Origin of the sequence: Variovorax sp. UC122_21 (genome assembly GCF_044056785.1) — a bacterium.
In the GTDB taxonomy this organism is placed as follows: domain Bacteria; phylum Pseudomonadota; class Gammaproteobacteria; order Burkholderiales; family Burkholderiaceae_C; genus Variovorax.
Genome location: NZ_CP172004.1, coordinates 3,763,116 through 3,779,406 on the forward strand (window position 1 = coordinate 3,763,116; position 16,291 = coordinate 3,779,406).

The 16,291-nt window shown below is 70.3% G+C and carries 9 protein-coding genes and 6 pseudogenes; 2 read left to right on the forward strand and 13 right to left on the reverse strand.

Features of this window, described 5'->3' with window-relative positions:
- Positions 1 to 38 precede the first annotated feature (38 nt).
- The 11 genes and pseudogenes from bamB to ACHMXE_RS30275 form a co-directional block, all read right to left on the reverse strand.
- Positions 39 to 1,181, reverse strand: coding sequence for an outer membrane protein assembly factor BamB (bamB, locus tag ACHMXE_RS30225; RefSeq protein ID WP_395347818.1), 1,143 nt, complete (start codon positions 1,179 to 1,181; stop codon positions 39 to 41).
- A 12-nt stretch (positions 1,182 to 1,193) separates the two neighbouring features.
- Complete coding sequence (locus ACHMXE_RS30230) at positions 1,194 to 1,886, reverse strand: tetratricopeptide repeat protein (protein WP_203205547.1); 693 nt, start codon at positions 1,884 to 1,886, stop codon at positions 1,194 to 1,196.
- Positions 1,887 to 1,975: 89 nt separating this feature from the next.
- Entirely contained in the window at positions 1,976 to 3,313 is a 1,338-nt protein-coding gene (gene hisS, locus ACHMXE_RS30235) for a histidine--tRNA ligase (protein ID WP_395347819.1), read from the reverse strand.
- Positions 3,314 to 3,327: 14 nt separating this feature from the next.
- A complete protein-coding gene (ispG, locus tag ACHMXE_RS30240; RefSeq protein ID WP_395352864.1) occupies positions 3,328 to 4,584 on the reverse strand; it encodes a flavodoxin-dependent (E)-4-hydroxy-3-methylbut-2-enyl-diphosphate synthase in 1,257 nt (418 codons plus the stop codon).
- 171 nt (positions 4,585 to 4,755) lie between these two features.
- A pseudogene (locus ACHMXE_RS30245) lies at positions 4,756 to 5,559 on the reverse strand (helix-turn-helix domain-containing protein); the annotation flags it as partial.
- The gene (pilW, locus tag ACHMXE_RS30250) at positions 5,552 to 6,403 is read right to left on the reverse strand and encodes a type IV pilus biogenesis/stability protein PilW (RefSeq protein WP_203205545.1); all 852 of its coding nucleotides are present in this window, start codon (positions 6,401 to 6,403) and stop codon (positions 5,552 to 5,554) included. The pseudogene ACHMXE_RS30245 and the gene pilW, both read right to left, overlap by 8 nt.
- Before the next feature lie 4 nt (positions 6,404 to 6,407).
- Positions 6,408 to 7,584 (reverse strand): annotated as a pseudogene (gene rlmN / locus ACHMXE_RS30255) (23S rRNA (adenine(2503)-C(2))-methyltransferase RlmN).
- Between the two features lie 21 nt (positions 7,585 to 7,605).
- Positions 7,606 to 8,032, reverse strand: a pseudogene (ndk, locus tag ACHMXE_RS30260) (nucleoside-diphosphate kinase).
- Between the two features lie 40 nt (positions 8,033 to 8,072).
- Positions 8,073 to 9,902: a pseudouridine synthase gene (locus tag ACHMXE_RS30265; RefSeq protein ID WP_395347820.1), complete on the reverse strand. Its 1,830-nt coding sequence runs from the start codon at positions 9,900 to 9,902 to the stop codon at positions 8,073 to 8,075.
- A gap of 477 nt (positions 9,903 to 10,379) precedes the next feature.
- Positions 10,380 to 10,964, reverse strand: a complete 585-nt coding sequence (gene scpB, locus ACHMXE_RS30270; protein WP_395347821.1) for an SMC-Scp complex subunit ScpB — start codon at positions 10,962 to 10,964, stop codon at positions 10,380 to 10,382.
- Between the two features lie 139 nt (positions 10,965 to 11,103).
- A pseudogene (locus ACHMXE_RS30275) lies at positions 11,104 to 12,110 on the reverse strand (RluA family pseudouridine synthase).
- 66 nt (positions 12,111 to 12,176) lie between these two features.
- On the opposite strand from ACHMXE_RS30275, the gene ACHMXE_RS30280 reads away from it, so the two are divergent.
- A complete protein-coding gene (locus ACHMXE_RS30280) occupies positions 12,177 to 12,947 on the forward strand; it encodes an outer membrane protein assembly factor BamD (RefSeq protein WP_395347823.1) in 771 nt (256 codons plus the stop codon).
- Between the two features lie 94 nt (positions 12,948 to 13,041).
- Here ACHMXE_RS30280 and ACHMXE_RS30285 read toward each other — a convergent pair.
- Positions 13,042 to 15,190, reverse strand: a pseudogene (locus ACHMXE_RS30285) (ATP-dependent DNA helicase).
- An 11-nt stretch (positions 15,191 to 15,201) separates the two neighbouring features.
- Complete coding sequence (locus ACHMXE_RS30290) at positions 15,202 to 15,405, reverse strand: YdcH family protein (protein ID WP_203205541.1); 204 nt, start codon at positions 15,403 to 15,405, stop codon at positions 15,202 to 15,204.
- A gap of 114 nt (positions 15,406 to 15,519) precedes the next feature.
- Between ACHMXE_RS30290 and ACHMXE_RS30295 the strand changes: the two are divergent.
- Positions 15,520 to 16,288 (forward strand): annotated as a pseudogene (locus tag ACHMXE_RS30295) (PP2C family protein-serine/threonine phosphatase).
- Positions 16,289 to 16,291 lie beyond the last annotated feature (3 nt).

The window sequence follows — 16,291 nt, forward strand, 5'->3', positions numbered from 1 at the left end:
CGCGGATTCGCAATTCATGGCCATGCCTGGAAAGAAGATCAGTCGGGACGGTAGCCGAAAACGCCGCCGTTGGCCGTGACGACGACCACCGTGTTGCCCACGACCACCGGTGCTGCCGCGATGGCCGAGCCATCGGGCGTGACGCGGTTCAGCAGGCCGCCGTTCTCGCGCGAGACGAACAGCAGCAGACCGGTGCTGTCGCCGATGACCAGCGAGCGGCCCACGGCCAGCGGCGCGGTCAGCGTGCGATTCTTGAAGGTGGTGGTCTGCCAGGCGCGCTCGCCGTCGGCACGGCGCCAGGCGTTCACGCTGCCATCTGCCTCGGTGCCGTAGACGAAGCCGTCGTCGCCGCCCAGGCCTTCGGCGCCCGAGGCCGGCTTGCTCCAGGACAGCGTGCCGCGCAGGGTGTCGACGCAGCCGACGCTGGCGTAGTAGGCGCGCGCGCAGACGGTGTCGCCCACGCGGCTCACGCTGCCGGTCAGGTCGACCAGGCGCTCGACGTCGTTGGTGCCGCGCGGGGCCGCGATCGGCGATTCCCAGCGCGAGGTGCCGTTCGCCGGGTTGATGCCCGCGAGACGGCCGCCGATGCCGGCCACCAAGGTGTCGCCCACGGCGAGCAACACGCCCGGCTTCTCGAGCACGAGGTTCTCGCCGGTGCGCTGCTGCGACCAGAGGCGGCGGCCGCTCTCGCCGTCCCAGGCGCTGAGGTTGCGGTCGGCGGTCTGCACGAAGACGCGGCGGCCGGCCACCAGCGGCGCGGTGAAGGCCTGCGCCGTGAGGCGCTGCTTCCAGATCACCTTGCCGCCCTGCAGCGCGACCAGCTCGTTGCCGGTGGTGACCACGGCAGTGATCGAGCCGTCGCTGCCCACGCCCGCCGCCAGCGGCGCGCCGACGCTGGCGCGCCAGGTTTCGCGGCCCGCGCGGGCATCGATGCCGACCACGGTGCCGTCGGCCGCGGCCACGGTCACGATGTCGCCGCTGATGTCGGTGGTGAGCGGGAACTTGACCGCCGGGATCTTCACGCTCCAGGCCTGGCGCACGCCGATCAGCGAGGCATTGGTCGGCAGTTCGGCCGGCTTCGGCTTGGAGGTGCTCGAGCAGGCGGCCAGGACCGCTACCAGAACAAGAGCAGACCCCGCGCGCACGGCGGTCGATTCAGGCATGAAACGCATGAAATTCATGATGGCGGGCGATCAGGATTTGGCAGGAACTGCGGGGGTGACGGTGATGCTGGGCGCCAGGCTCTTGGGGTCGACGCCGACCGCGTTGAGCTTGAATTCGACCAGCCGGCGGTATTCGGAGGCGGCCCCCAGGCCGGTCCAGGCCTTGCGGTACTCGGCCTGCGCCTCGTCGCGCTTGCCCTGGGCCATGTAGATGTCGCCCTTGCGGTCGGCCACCAGCGGTTCGAATTCCTTCGGCACGTTGCCCGAGAGCTGCTTGATCGCGTCGTCGTAGGACTTGGCGTCGAGCAGCTCGGCCGCGAGACGCAGCCGGGCAATGGCCTGGTAGCCGGGATCGGTGGCCTTGTCGGCCACCCAGCCGAGCGCGGCGCGCGAGGCTTCGGCATTGCCCTTGTCGTAGAGCGTCTTGGCGGCCAGCAGGCCGGCCTGCTGCGCATAGGCGGTGCCGGCGAAGCGTTCCTTCATGTCGTTGAACACGCGCTCGATGCGGGCGGCATCGCCCGACTGGGCGCTGCGCTCGACCTCGTCGTACAGCGCCGCCGCCTGGGCCGCCTTGCTGCGCTGGAAGTATTGCCAGCCGTTCCAGGCCACGAAGGCGCCGGCGACGAGCAGCACGACCCAGGTGATCAGGGTGCCGTAGGTGTTCCAGAAATGCTTGAGCTGGTCGAGCTGTTCCTGTTCTTCGAGATCGAGATGGGTTGCCATGCGCTGTCAGTGGTTGGAAGGACTCGAGGCCGCGGTGCGCCGGATGCGCCCGTGTGTTTTCATGATCCGCCTCCGTGAGGCTGAAAGACTCAAGTACGGCCCGATGATTCCCCGGGAGCCGGCGATTGTAGGGTGGCGGCCCAGCCGGCCACGTCCGCGAGCGGACGGGCCACCTGCGAACCGCTGCCGTCGCGCAAGGATTTCACGGTGACTTCGCCGCGCGCGAGTTCGTCCTCGCCGAAGATCAGCGCAAAGCGCGCCCCGCTCGCATCGGCCTTCTTGAACTGCGCCTTCATGGCGCCGCCGCCCGCATGCTGCACCACGGCCACGCCGGCCGCGCGCAACTGCTCGAGCACCACCATCGCCTGCGGCAGCGCCGTGGCCGAGGGCACGATGGCATAGGCCGCGGGCGCGCTGCCGGGCACCGGCAGCCCGAGCTCCTGGATCAGCAGCAGCAGGCGCTCGATGCCCAGGCCGAAGCCCACGGCCGGCGCGGACTTGCCGCCCATCTGGCCGATCAGGCCGTCGTAGCGGCCGCCGCCGCACACCGTGCCCTGCGAGCCGAGCTGCTCGGTGACCCACTCGAACACGGTCAGGTTGTAGTAGTCCATGCCGCGCACCAGGCGCGGATTGACGCGGTAGGCCAGGCCCGCGGCGTCGAGCACCGCGCGCACCGCGGCGAAGTGCGCGCGCGATTCCTCGCCGAGGAAGTCCATCAGCTGCGGCGCGGCCTCGACCATCGCCTGCATGGCGGGATTCTTGGTGTCGAGGATGCGCAGCGGGTTGCTGTGCAGGCGGCGCTGCGCATCGGCGTCGAGCAGTTCGGCATGCGCCTCGAAGTGGCGGATCAGCGCCTCGCGGTGCGCCTGGCGCTCGGCCGGCTGGCCCAGGCTGTTGAGCTCGAGCCGCACGTGCTGGCCCTCGACCAGCCCGAGCTCGCGCCACAGCGCGCGCACCATGAGGATCAGCTCGGCATCGACGTCCGGCCCCGCGAAGCCCAGCGCCTCGACGTCGAGCTGGTGGAACTGGCGGTAGCGGCCCTTCTGCGGCCGCTCGTGGCGGAACATCGGGCCCATGGTCCACAGCCGCAGCGGGCCGTTGTAGAGCGCGTTGTGCTCGACCATGGCGCGCACGATGCCGGCGGTCGCCTCGGGACGCAGCGTGAGCCGGTCGCCGTTCATCGAGTCGGTGAAGGAGTACATCTCCTTCTCGACGATGTCGGTCACCTCGCCGAGGCCGCGCACGAACAGCGCCGTGGGCTCGACCACCGGCGTGACGATGTACTGGTAGCCATAGCGCGCGAGCAGCGAGCGCACCGTCTGCTCGAACCACGACCACAGGGCCGAGTCGGGCAGGCGGTCGGTGCGCGGCACGCTCGCCGGCAATATGTCGTTCATGCCTTTGACGGCATTGATCTTGTCAGCCATGGGAGAGGGAGTGGTCAGGCGACGTCGGCAGCCTGGGGCTGGCCGAAGCGCTTTTCGATGTAGGTTTCGACGAGCTGGTGGAACTCGTTGGCGATATTGTCGCCGCGCAGCGTGAGGGCCTTTTCGCCGTCGATGAAGACCGGCGCGGCGGGTGCCTCGCCGGTGCCGGGCAGGCTGATGCCGATGTCCGCGTGCTTGCTCTCGCCGGGGCCGTTGACGATGCAGCCCATCACGGCCACCTTCATCGTCTCGACGCCCGGGTACTTCTTGCGCCAGACCGGCATCTGCAGGCGCAGGTAGTCGTCGATCTGCTTGGCCAGTTCCTGGAAGGTGGTGCTGGTGGTGCGGCCGCACCCCGGGCAGGCGGTGACGCTCGGCACGAAGATGCGCAGGCCCAGCGACTGCAGGATCTCGGAGGCGATCACCACCTCCTGCGTGCGCGACTCGCCCGGCTGCGGCGTGAGCGACACGCGGATGGTGTCGCCGATGCCTTCCTGCAGCAGGATCGACAGCGCGGTGGCCGAGGCCACCGTGCCCTTGGTGCCCATGCCGGCCTCGGTCAGGCCCAGGTGCAGCGCATAGTCGCAGCGCCGCGCGAGTTCGCGGTAGACCGAGATCAGGTCCTGCACGCCGCTGACCTTGCACGACAGGATGATCTGCTCGCCGGCCATGCCCATGGATTCGGCCAGCTTCGCGGATTCGATGGCCGAGGTGATCAGCGCCTCGTACATGACCTGCTTGGCGTCCCAGGGCCGCGCGCGCAGGCTGTTGGTGTCCATCAGGCTGGCCAGCAGCTCCTGGTCGAGGCTGCCCCAGTTCACGCCGATGCGCACCGGCTTGTTCCAGCGCATGGCCGCGTCGATCATCTGGCCGAACTGGCGGTCCTTCTTGTCGCCCTTGCCCACGTTGCCGGGGTTGATGCGGTACTTGCTCAACGCCTCGGCGCAGGCCGGATAGTCGGTCAGCAGCCGGTGGCCGTTGTAGTGGAAGTCGCCGACCAGCGGCACGTCGATGCCCATGCGGTCGAGCTGCTCGCGGATGTAGGGCACCTGCGCCGCCGCCTCGGGCGTGTTGACCGTGATGCGGACCATCTCGGAGCCGGCCTGGGCCAGTTCCTTGACCTGGATCGCGGTGCCGATCGCGTCGACCGTGTCGGTGTTGGTCATCGACTGCACGCGCACCGGCGCATCGCCGCCGACCGTGACCACGCGCGGGCCCCAGACCACGCGGGCCTGGCGCGAGCGGCGCGCCTTGGGCGCCGCGGATTCGATCGGCTGGGGTTCGCTCACGATTTCACCTCGAAGCGCGCAACGCCGCCGTTGCGCGTGAAGGGTTTGAGATCGAAGGGCTTGCCGAGCACCTGCACATCGACGCTCGATGCGCGCCCCGACCACCACCGAGAGCGGCAGCGCCCCCGACAGCCCGACCGTCTCGCCGGCCAGCAGGCTGCGCCGCAGCAACTGCTTGCCCGCCGAGTCGGTGACGGTGATCCAGCATTCCTCGCGCGCCACGAAGACCAGCGCCTGGCCGCTCGCGGCGGCAGCGGAGGCCGCGGCAGCGGGCGGCGTGGCGGCGGGCGTTGCCGCGGCCGGCGTCGCCGGGGCGGTCGCAACGGCCGGCGCCGGCGTGGTGGCGCTGCCGATGGCGGCGGCCGGAACCGGCACGTTCTCGGTCGCGATGCCTGGCGTGGCGCCGGCGGCCGCGGGCGCTTCGCCGGCGTTCGGCCCGATCTCGGCCGCGCCGCGCGCCGTGATGCGCGACATCGTGGCGCCGATGCGGTCGAACACCGATTGCGGCAGCCAGAAGATCGCGGCCGCGCCGACCAGCAGCAGCGCGACCACGGTCAGCAGCGCGCGCGACGGCAGCCCGGTCGAACGACCGCTGCCCCAGCGCGAGGTGCCGGAGACGATGTGGGTCTTGAGATTGCGGTCGGCCATCGCCACCGTGGCCTTGGGCGCGCCCGGCAGCTTGGCGAGCACCGGCGCCGGATCGACGCGCAGCGCACGGCAGACGCTGCTGGCGAGCGCGCGCGCGAACACCGGATCGGGCAAGGCGGCGATGTCGTCGGCCTCGAGCGCCAAGAGCTTCTGCGCCGGCACCTTGAGGGCGGCCGCGACCATCTCGATGTGCAGGCCGTGCGCCTCGCGCGCCTCGCGCAGCATGGTGCCGGCGGACTTGTCGCTGTTGTCGGCTTCCTCGAGCGGGACCACCGCGGAAGTGCCGAATTCGGAAACCCGTTCAGTCATTGAAATTCCCGCGCTCGAACGCCGAAGCTTCGCGCGACTGCGGGAAGCGGCGCTGCAGCTGCCCGCCCAGCTGCGCGACCGCCTCGCGGTTGTTGAGACTGCGCTCGATCTTGATCCCCAGCCACAGGGTTTCGGCATTGGCCGAGGGACCGTTGTTGACACGGCGCACGTAGAACTGCGCGCGCGACCATTCCCCGCGCTTCGCGAGCAGCGAGGCGAGGTTGAAGCCGACCACCGGATTGCCGGCATCGATCTCGTAGGCCGCCTGCAGCGAGCGCTCGGCTTCGACGGGCTGGCCCGCGCGCATCTCGCACAGGCCCTGCGTCATCAGCGTCTTGGCGCGTTCGGTGTAGGCCGGCGTGGCCAGCGCCTCGGTGAACTGCTGGGCCGCGTCGCGGTAGCGGTTCTGCTGGCACAGCAGCCAGCCGTAGTTGTGACGCGTGTTGCCGTCGCGCGGATTGAGCGCCAGCGCGCGGCGGAAGCTGTCCTCGGCCAGGCCTGCGTCTTCCATGCGCATGTAGACCAGCCCGCGCAGCGCGAAGGCGTCGGCATAGCTGGGGTCGGCGTTGAGCGCCTGCTTGATCTCGTCGAGCGCGACCGTGTTCTGGCCATGCTCGAAATAGCCGGCCGCGAGCTCCATGCGCAGGCGGGCGCGGCGGCGCGCGTTCGACTCGTCCGACTCGGTGACGAGCTGGGTGCCCGCGGACGAGCTGGCCGAATCGAGGCTGGTGGTCGTGGTGCGGGTGTTCACGCACCCCGAGAGCAGCAGCGCCGCGAAGCCCGCGACACTGACGGCCAGCACGCGTTGCAGCCCGGCGCTCGCCGTCGGAAAAGCCATGCTGATCGGTTCAATGCTCCTGGGAGGCGGTGGAAGCGGCCTTTCGGACCGGATGCAACACGACCGTTCGCTCCGTTCCCGAGGCGGACGACGCCAGGCGGCGCTGCGCCATCCGCTCGGCCGCGCGGGTGCGGTCCTTGACGTCGCCGGCCAGCTGGCCGCAGGCGGCGTCGATGTCGTCGCCGCGCGTCTTGCGCACCGTGGTCACCAGGCCGGCTTCGCTCAGCATCTTCGCCGAAGGCCAGCACGCGCGGCTGCGGCGAGCGCAGCAGGCCGGATGCCGGGAACGGGTTGAACGGGATCAGGTTGAACTTGCACGACACGCCGTGCGTGCGCACCAGCTCGATGAGCTGGCGAGCATGTTCGGGCTGGTCGTTGACGCCGTCGAGCATGCAGTACTCGAAGGTGATGAAGTCGCGCGGCGCATGCACGAGGTAGCGCTTGCAGGCCTCGAGCAGCTCGGCGATCGGGTACTTGCGGTTCAGCGGCACCAGGTCGTCGCGCAGCGGATCGTTGGGCGCGTGCAGCGAGACGGCGAGCGCCACCGCGCAGTCGGTGCCCAGGCGGTCGATCATCGGCACCACGCCCGAGGTCGAGACCGTGACGCGGCGGCGCGAGAGGCCGTAGCCGTTGTCGTCGAGCATGGTGCGCAGCGCGGGCACCAGCGCCGAATAGTTCTGCAGCGGCTCGCCCATGCCCATCATCACCACGTTGGAAATGACGCGCTCGTCGCGCTTCAGGTGCTTGCGCAGGAAATGCTCGGCGAACCACAGCTGGGCGACGATCTCGCCCGTGCTCAGGTTGCGGCTGAAGCCCTGGTGGCCGGTCGAGCAGAAGCGGCAGCCCACCGCGCAGCCGGCCTGGGACGACACGCACAGCGTGCCGCGGTCGTCCTCGGGAATGAAGACGGCTTCGACGGCATTGCCGTCACCGACGTCGAACAGCCACTTGATCGTGCCGTCCTTGGATTCGTGCTGGGTGATGACCGGTAGCGCCTCGACGCGCGCGGTCGTCGCGAGTTTCTCGCGCAGCGACTCGGCCAGATCGGTCATCTGGGAGAAGTCGCTGGCGCCACGCTGGTGGATCCAGCGGAACAGCTGCGTGGCGCGGAATTTCCTCTCGCCGAGTTTTTCGCAGAACGCAGCCAACCCCTCGAGATCGAAATCGAGCAGGTTGGCCGTGGTCATGGATTCGGTCGAGATACGGCTTCAGCGTGCGTAGACGTTGAGGCCGGCGAAGAAGAACGCCACTTCGTTGGCGGCGGTTTCGGGAGCGTCCGAACCGTGCACGGCGTTGGCGTCGATGCTGTCGGCGAAGTCGGCGCGGGATCGTGCCGGCAGCGGCCTTCTTCGGGTCGGTGGCGCCCATCAGGTCACGGTTCTTGGCGATCGCGTTCTCGCCTTCGAGCACTTGCACGAACACCGGGCCCGAGATCATGAACTCGACCAGGTCCTTGAAGAAGGGACGTTCCTTGTGCACGGCGTAGAACTGCTCGGCTTCGTTGCGCGACAGGTGGACCAGCTTGGCGGCCACGATCTTCAGGCCGGCGGCCTCGAAGCGGGAAACGATCTTGCCGATGACGTTCTTGGCGACGGCGTCGGGCTTGATGATGGAGAGGGTACGTTCGATAGCCATGGAAGTGCTTTCTGAGCTTGCTTGATTCTGAAGTTTTTTGTCACAACTGCAACGATATTGTTGCGCTGTATCCCGACAAAGCCCGCGATTTTAACCGGCGCGGCTCACCATCCTGGTGAAAACCCCGCGAAAGGCCGCGCGGGCGCGGCTGTTTTTGTTCAGCGTCCGCGGCGCCGGCCACCGCCGCCGCCCTGCCCGCCGAAGCCGCCGCCACCACCCCCCCGCCGCCGCCGCCCCCACCGCCACGGCGGCCGGAGCCGCCCTGGCGCTGTTCCTTGCGCTGGCGCGTGAAGCTGTCGGCGCCGATGTAGCCCAGCGAGGTCTTCATCGGATCGGGCTGGTTGGCACCGCTCGGCGGACGATCGTCGCCGCCCTGCCGATTGCGGTTGCCGCCGTTGTTGTTGTTGCGCCGGCCCTGCTGCTGTCGCGGCGGACCGCCGTTGCCGCCACCCGGGCCGCGGTTGTTGCGCGGGCCGCGCGGCGGGCGTGCCTCGCCCATCGGGCTCGGGATCGGACCGTCGTCGCGCGCCTGGGCACCGGCACCGCCATTGCGGCCGCCGCGGCGCTTCTTGTTGCGGCCGTTGCGGCCACCGCCGCCATCGGGCCCCTGGCCGCGCTGCTGCTGCGGGCCCGGCCGCGCCTGCGCGCCACCCGAGGCCTGGAACAGCGCGCGGATGTCGCGCTCGTCGAGCTCCATCCAGGCGCCGCGCTTGAGGCCGCGCGGCAGCACCATCGCGCCGTAGCGGATGCGGATCAGCCGGCTGACCGCATGACCCACCGACTCGAACAGCCGGCGCACTTCGCGATTGCGGCCTTCGGAGATGGTGACGCGGTACCAGCAGTTGGAGCCTTCGCCGCCACCGTCCTCGATGGTGCCGAACTGCGCCATGCCGTCGTCGAGGCGCACGCCGTCGAGCAGCTTCTGCCGCTCTTCGCTGCTGATCGCGCCGAGCACGCGCACCGCGTACTCGCGCTCCAGGCCGAAGCGCGGATGCATCAACTGGTTGGCCAGGTCGCCCGAGCTGCTGAACAGCAGCAGGCCTTCGGTGTTGAGGTCGAGCCGGCCGACCGACTGCCACTTGCCCTGGTGCAGGCGCGGCAGCTTGCGGAACACGGTCGGGCGGTTCTGCGGGTCGTCGTGCGTGACGACCTCGCCCACGGGCTTGTGATAGGCGATCACGCGCGGCGGCGGCGGCGCGATCCGGTAGCGGATCGGCTTTCCGTTGATCTTGACCTGGTCGCCGTACTGGATGCGCTGGCCGATGTGGGCCGGCTCGTTGTTGACCGAGATTCGCCCCTGCAGGATCAGCTGCTCCATCTCCAGACGCGAGCCGAGGCCGGCCTGCGCCAGCACCTTGTGCAGCTTGGGCGAATCGGCCTCGGGCAGCAGCACGCGCTTGAGCGGCGCCACCTCGGGGCTGTCCTCGTCGGCGTCGAACTGGCCCGAGATGACGTCGGCGAAGCGGATCGGCTCGGGCGGCGGCGCATTGCGCTGCTCGCGCTCGGCGGCGCGGCGCGCGCGGTCGAGGTCGTCCTCCTCGTCGTCGGGGTCTTCCTCGTCTTCTTCGTCGTCGAAGCGGTCGTCCGAGTCGTCCTCGTCGCGCGGCTGCGCGCGCACCGGTTCGGCGCGCGCGGGTTCGGGCACGGGTTCGGGTTCCGGCTCGGGCGTCGGTGCCGCGACGGGCTCGGGTGCCGCCTCGAGCACGGGCGGCTCGGAGTCGGCCGCGGGCGCTGCCTCGGCGACGGCCTTCGGCTTGCGCGGGCGCTTCGGCTTGGCGGGCTTGGCCGGTTCCTCGGCGCTCTCGGCGGCAACGGCCGCTTCGGGTTCGGGTTCAGGCACGGCCGGCGCCGGCGCTTCGGCGGCCTCCACGGCCTCCTTCTTGCGCCGCGGACGCCGCTTCGGTGCCGCGCCCTCCTCCGCCGTCGCTACGGCTTTCGCAGCATCTCCCGCGGACTGGCCGGTCGTTTCCGGCGTGTTTTCGTTGGACAAGGGGTCGATCGGCAGGATCGCCGCTTCGTCGGGGTCGGATGAGCTGATGAGGTCTTTCCGGGGAGGACTGCGTCAGGATCGGTCGCGTCCGGCGGCGGAGCGTCGGGATCGATGCGGGGTTCTTCGGAGGGTTCGGTATCGGCGCAAGCCTGGGCTTGCGCGGGGGCTGGCTGTTCGGCGTCGCCGCTGCCTCGCTCGTCGAGGGCGACGGCATCGCCGGGCTCGGGCGCCGTGTCGGGCGACGCTGCGTCAGCGACCGCCTGCAGGGCTTCGGGCTGCTGTTGTTCTGCCGGGGTGGTGGGCGCAGTCTGCGCCTCTTCCACCGCCACGGCAACCGCTGCATCGTCGGCGGCGGGCTCATCGATCGGCAGCGCCGGCTGGTTGCCGCCGCCCGCGCGCTCGAGCGAATCGACCAGCGCCGCCTGCTGCGCCGGCGTTCTCGATCACCGGCAGCTGGTCGAGCCAGGCCAGGCCGAGGTCATCGAGGAACTGGCGCGTGGTCGCGTACAGCGCCGGACGCCCGACGGTCTCGCGATGGCCGATCACCTCGACCCAGTTGCGGTCCTCGAGCTGCTTGAGGATCAGCGAGTTGATGGTGACGCCGCGGATGTCTTCCATGTCGCCGCGCGTGACCGGCTGGCGGTAGGCGATGATGGCCAGCGTCTCGAGCGCCGCACGGGTATAGCGCGGCGGCTTCTCGGGGTGCAGGCGGTCGAGGTGGTCGCGCATCTCGGGCCGGCTCTGGAAGCGCCAGCCACTGCCCACGCTGACCAGTTCGAGGCCGCGTTGCGCCCAGTCTTCCTGCAGCTCGAGAAGCAGCGACTTGATCGTGTCCACACCCAGTGCGTCGTCGAACAGCACGCGCAGTTCGCGCACCGGCAGCGGCTGGCTCGAACAGATCAAGGCGGTTTCGAGAATGCGCTTGGCATCCGCCGTATTCATGGTTCGCGTTGTCCGGGAAAAGGCGCCTTGGAGGACGCTTTTTTTGTTCAGAAGGATGGAAGGAGGCGTTGCCGGCACGCGGCGAGTGCAACGCGGGGCCGGCATCAAGCAGTGGCCGGCGCGGCGGCCCTGGGGGCCGTCAGGCCCGATTGTAGTCCAGCCCCCAGGCCCGCAAGGCCTCGGCGAGATCGGCCGGCAAGGCCGAATGCAGCGCGATCGGCGCCTTGGTGACCGGATGGACGAAGGCCAGCCGGAACGCATGCAGCGCCTGCCGCGCGAGGCCCGCGGCGGCCGTGCCGCCGTAGAGCGTGTCGCCCACCAGCGGATGGCCGATCGATGCCATGTGCACGCGGATCTGGTGCGTGCGGCCGGTTTCGAGGGTGCAGTGCACCACGCAGCCGCGCTCCTCGCTGTCCAGGCGCTCGATCAGGGTGCGGGCGGTCTTGCCGGCGTGCTGCTGCAGGTCGACCACCGCCATGCGCAGCCGGTTGCGCGGATCGCGGCCGATGGCGGCGTCGACCTGGCGCGCGGCCGGGCCGGTCCAGGGCTTGTGGCCCAGCGCCAGGTACTGGCGCTTGACCTCGCGCGCGGCGATCAGCGCCACCAGCGCGTCCATCGCGGCTCGCGTGCGCGCGACCATCATCAACCCGCTGGTGTCGCGGTCGAGCCGGTGCACGATGCCCGCGCGCGGCAGCAGCAGCGCCTTGGGATCGAGCGCGAGCAGGCCGTTGAGCAGCGTGCCGCTCCAGTGGCCGGGGCGGGATGCACCACCAGGCCGGCCGGCTTGTCGATCACGCGCAGGTGCTCGTCCTCGTAGACGGTGACGATCTCCATCGGCTCGGGCCGGAAGGCCTGGCTCTGGGGCGTGGGCCGCAGTTCGATGCGCCCCGCCTGCCCGGCCCGCACGGCCGCCGAGGCCTTGGTGGCGGCGCGGCCCTGCAGCTCGACGGCGCCGGCCTCGATCAGTTGCTGCAGGTAGCTGCGCGAGAACTCGGGAACCAACGCGGCCAGCGCGCGATCCAGTCGCAGTCCGTGCTGCGCGGGGTCGACGACGAAATCCCGCCACTCGCTGGCTTCTGACGGATCGGCGCCCTCGTCGAGCTCGGCCGCCTCCGGGGAGTTGTCGCGGGGGTCGGTCGATATAATTGAGGGCAACTGTTTCACGAAAGCCGCATGTGATGATTCGCGCCAAATTATCGGTCCCAGCCCTGGATGGCGCTCGGCGCCCTCGCGCTGCTCGCCGGCTGTTCGAGCACCAAGGACGACAAGACCGCGACCTGGAGCCCCAACCGGATCTACGCCGAAGCCAAGGACGAGGCCGGTTCCGGCGCCTACGACAAGGCCGTGCCGCTGTACGAGAAGCTCGAGGGCCGCGCCGCCGGCACCCCCCTGGCCCAGCAGGCCCAGCTCGAGAAGGCCTACGCCCAGTACAAGGGTGGCGACAAGGCCGCCGCGGTCTCCACCATCGACCGCTTCCTGAAGCTGCATCCCGCCAGCCCCGCGCTCGACTATGCGCTGTACCTCAAGGGCGTGGTCAACTTCAACGACGACCTCGGCATGTTCGCGTTCCTCACGCGCCAGGACCTGTCGGAGCGCGACCAGAAGGCGGCCAAGGAGTCGTTCGAGTCGTTCAAGGAGCTGGTCACCCGCTTCCCCGACTCGCGCTACACGCCCGATGCGCGCCAGCGCATGAACTACATCGTGAACTCGCTCGCCCAGTACGAGGTTCACGTGGCGCGCTACTACTACTCGCGCGGCGCCTACCTGGCGGCCATCAACCGCGCCCAGAGCGCGATCGCCGACTACCGCGAAGTGCCCGCCGTCGAGGAAGCGCTCTACATCATCGTGCGCTCGTACGACGCGCTCGGCATGAACGACCTGCGCGACGACGCGCAGCGCGTGCTGACCTCCAACTACCCGCAGAGCACCTACCTGACCCAGGGCTTCAAGACCAAGGACGATCCCTGGTGGAAGATGTGGTGATCGCGGCGGCCAGCCGGTTCGGCTGACGCCAGAGACACGAAAAGCCCGACGGCGCGAGCCCTCGGGCTTTTTTATCGCCCGCGCGGCGCGAACCTCAGTCCTGCACCGGCACGGCCAGCTCCGCGATCGCCGCGTCGAGGTCGGCCTCGGTCTCGAGCCGCCGCATCGGCGGCAGCGCCCCGAGCAGGCGGCGGCCATAGCCCATCGCGACCAGGCGCGTGTCGCAGATCACGAGCACGCCGCTGTCGGTCTCGCGCCGGATCAAGCGCCCCGCCCCCTGCTTGAGCGCCACCGCCGCCTCGGGCAGCGAGTAGTCGCCAAAGGAGCTGCGGCCCTGCGCCTCGAGCCGCTGCGAGCGCGCCTCGACCAGCGGATCGTTGGGCGGCGGGAACGGCAGCTTGTCGATCACCACCAGCTGCAGGGCGTCGCCGGGTGCATCGAAGCCTTCCCAGAACGAGGCCGAGGCGACCAGCACGCAGCCGGGGCGCCCCATCGTGTCGCCCTCGCGGAAGCGGTCCATGAGCACCCGCTTGGGCAGTTCGCCCTGCACCAGCACCCTCGGGCCGCCGCTCGATGCCCAGACGCTCGATCTGCTGGCGGATCTCGTCGCCCACGGTGCGCAGCGCGCGCAGCGTGGTCGTCAGCACCAGCGTGCGGCCACCGAGCGCGCCGGCGCCGCGCGCGGCCAGTTGCGCCACGCGCAGGCTGTGCGAGGGCTCGTTGGGCTTGGGGAAGGCGCGAGGCACGTACAGCGCGGCCTGCGCGGCGTAGTCGAAGGGGCTGCGCACGCGCAGCACCTCCGCGTCCTCGAGGCCGCACGGCTCGGTGAACCAGCGCAGCGTGGGGTCGTCGCCCAGCGTGGCGGAAGTGAAGACCCAGGCGCGGCGGCGGCGCTCGGTGGCCGCGGATTCGGGCTCGTGCGCGCGCGGCGGCTCGTCGTCATCGTCGTCGCCGCCGCCCTGCGCATCGAGCCAGGCGTCGTAGTCGTCGACGGCCTCGCGGGCGCCGGGCACCGGCGCCTCGTCGTCGCGTGGCTTGGCGATCTTGAGCACGCGCGTGCGCATCGCCTCGGCGATGTCGAGCGGCGACTCCACCAGCCGCAACTGCGTGCCCACGTCGACCCAGCGCACCGATTCCGGCGCGCAGGCGCGCGCGAACTTGGCGGCGCGCTTCGCGAGTTCGCGCGCGCGCTCGAGCAGCCGCACGAAATCGGGCGACAGCTCGCTGACCGTGTCGAGCCCTTCGGCCGCTTCCTCGAAGGCGATCTGCAGCGTGTCGAGCGCACCCTGCCATTCGTGCTCGCCGATGCCCTCGGGCGAAGGCCCGGCCCAGCGCAGCTTCGCGCCCGGCCACTGCTTGCCCACCGCCAGCCGCAGCTCGCGCGCCGCGCGCTCGAGCCCGGCCACGATGCCCTGCCAGTCGACAAGCCCGCGCGCATGCGTGAGGCCGGCCGCGAGCACGTCGCGCGCGAAGTCGAGCGCCTGCCCGGTGCCGAGGTTGGTGCCGAGGAACTGCACGCCGGTTTCGTTGAGCTGGTGCGCCTCGTCGAACACCACCACGCTGACGCTCGGCAGCAGCTCGGCCATGCCGGTCTCGCGCACCGCGAGGTCGGCGAAGAACAGGTGGTGGTTGATGACCACCACGTCGGCCGCGAGCGCCTCGCGCCGCGCGAGGTTGACGTGGCAGGGCTTGAACTGCGGGCACTGCGCGCCCAGGCAGTTCTCGCGCGTGGAGCTCACCAGCGGGATCAGCGGCGAGCGCTCGTCGAGCCCCGGCAGTTCGGCGAGGTCGCCGGTGCGCGTGGCCTTGGACCATTGCTCGATCTTCGCCAGCGTGCGCAGGCTGCCGCGCTCGGGCAGCGAGGCGTCGTGGCGCGCCATGTCGAGCCGGTGCAGGCAGAGGTAGCTGCCGCGGCCCTTGAGCAGCGCGGTGCGCACCGGCAGGCCCAGCGCTTCCACGAGTCGCGGCAGGTCGCGGCCGAAGAGCTGGTCCTGCAGCGCCTTGGTGGCGGTCGAGAGCAGCACGCGCTCGCCGCTCAGCAGCGCGGGCACCAGGTACGAGAAGGTCTTGCCGACGCCGGTGCCGGCCTCGACCACCAGCATGCCGCCCTGCTCGATGGTGCGCGCCACGGCCATCGCCATCTCGGTCTGGCCCGAGCGTTCGCGGAACTGCTCGGCCGCGCGCGAGAGCACGCCGCCGTCCGAGAAAGCTTCCAGCACCTTCGATGCGAGCGTGTCTTCCATGCCCACCGCGCTCATGCGGGCTCCTTCGGATCGATCGCGTTCTCGAGCCGCACGATCTGGTCGCGCAGCGCGAGGCGGCGCTTCTTGAGGCGGCGCAGCAGCAGTTCGTCCCGCGGCACGACCTCGCTCAGGCCGTCGATGGACGCGTCGAGGTCCGCATGCTCGATGCGCAGCTCGATCAGTTGGCGGGAAAGGGAGTGGAGATTGGAATCCAACGTGGGAGGAGCGAGCGCATCTTCTGCGCGGCCCGTGCTCGTGTTCATTCGATAATACGTCGTGACACGAACTCCAGAGAAGACAGGCGGCGCTGCATCGGCGCATTCGCGCTCATGACCCAAGGCTTCCGACTCGTTGCCGCCACCGGCCTGCACAAGGGCGACCGCCCCTACCAGCAGGACCAGGTGCTGCTGATCGCGCATCCGCGAACGCCCGGCTGCGTGCTGGCCGTGGTGGCCGACGGCATGGGCGGACGCAGCGGCGGCCGCAAGGCCTCCGACCAGGTGCTGATGACCGCGCGCCAGCTGTTCGCGCGCTACAACCCCGTGCGCGACCAGGCCGAGGCGCTGCTGCGCCAGTTGCTCGAGGACGCGCACACGGTGATCAAGCTCACGGCCGTGTCGAGCGAGCAGGAACCGCACAGCACGCTGGCCGCCTTCCTCATGAACCCGAACGGCGACTGCGCCTGGATCCATGCGGGCGATTCGCGCATCTACCACTTCCGCGACGGCCGGCTGATCAAGCGCACGCGCGACCATTCGTACGTGCAGACGCTGATCGACCGCGGCGAGATCACCGAGGCCGAGGCCAACGTGCATCCGCAGGGCAACATCCTGCTCGGCTGCCTGGGCATGCGCTCGACGCCGCCGCCGATCGCGCCCGACCATGTGCCGAGGATGCAGCCCGGCGACCTGCTGATGGCCTGCAGCGACGGCCTGTGGCACTACTTCACCCCCGAGGAACTCGCGAGCGTGCTGAATGCGCAGCCGCCGCGCGACGCGGTGGAAATCCTGGTGGGCGAAGCACGCCGCCGGGGCGCATGGCACCGGCGACAACATCTCGATCGCGGTGCTCAAGCTCGAACCGCTGCCGGCGGCCTGAGAT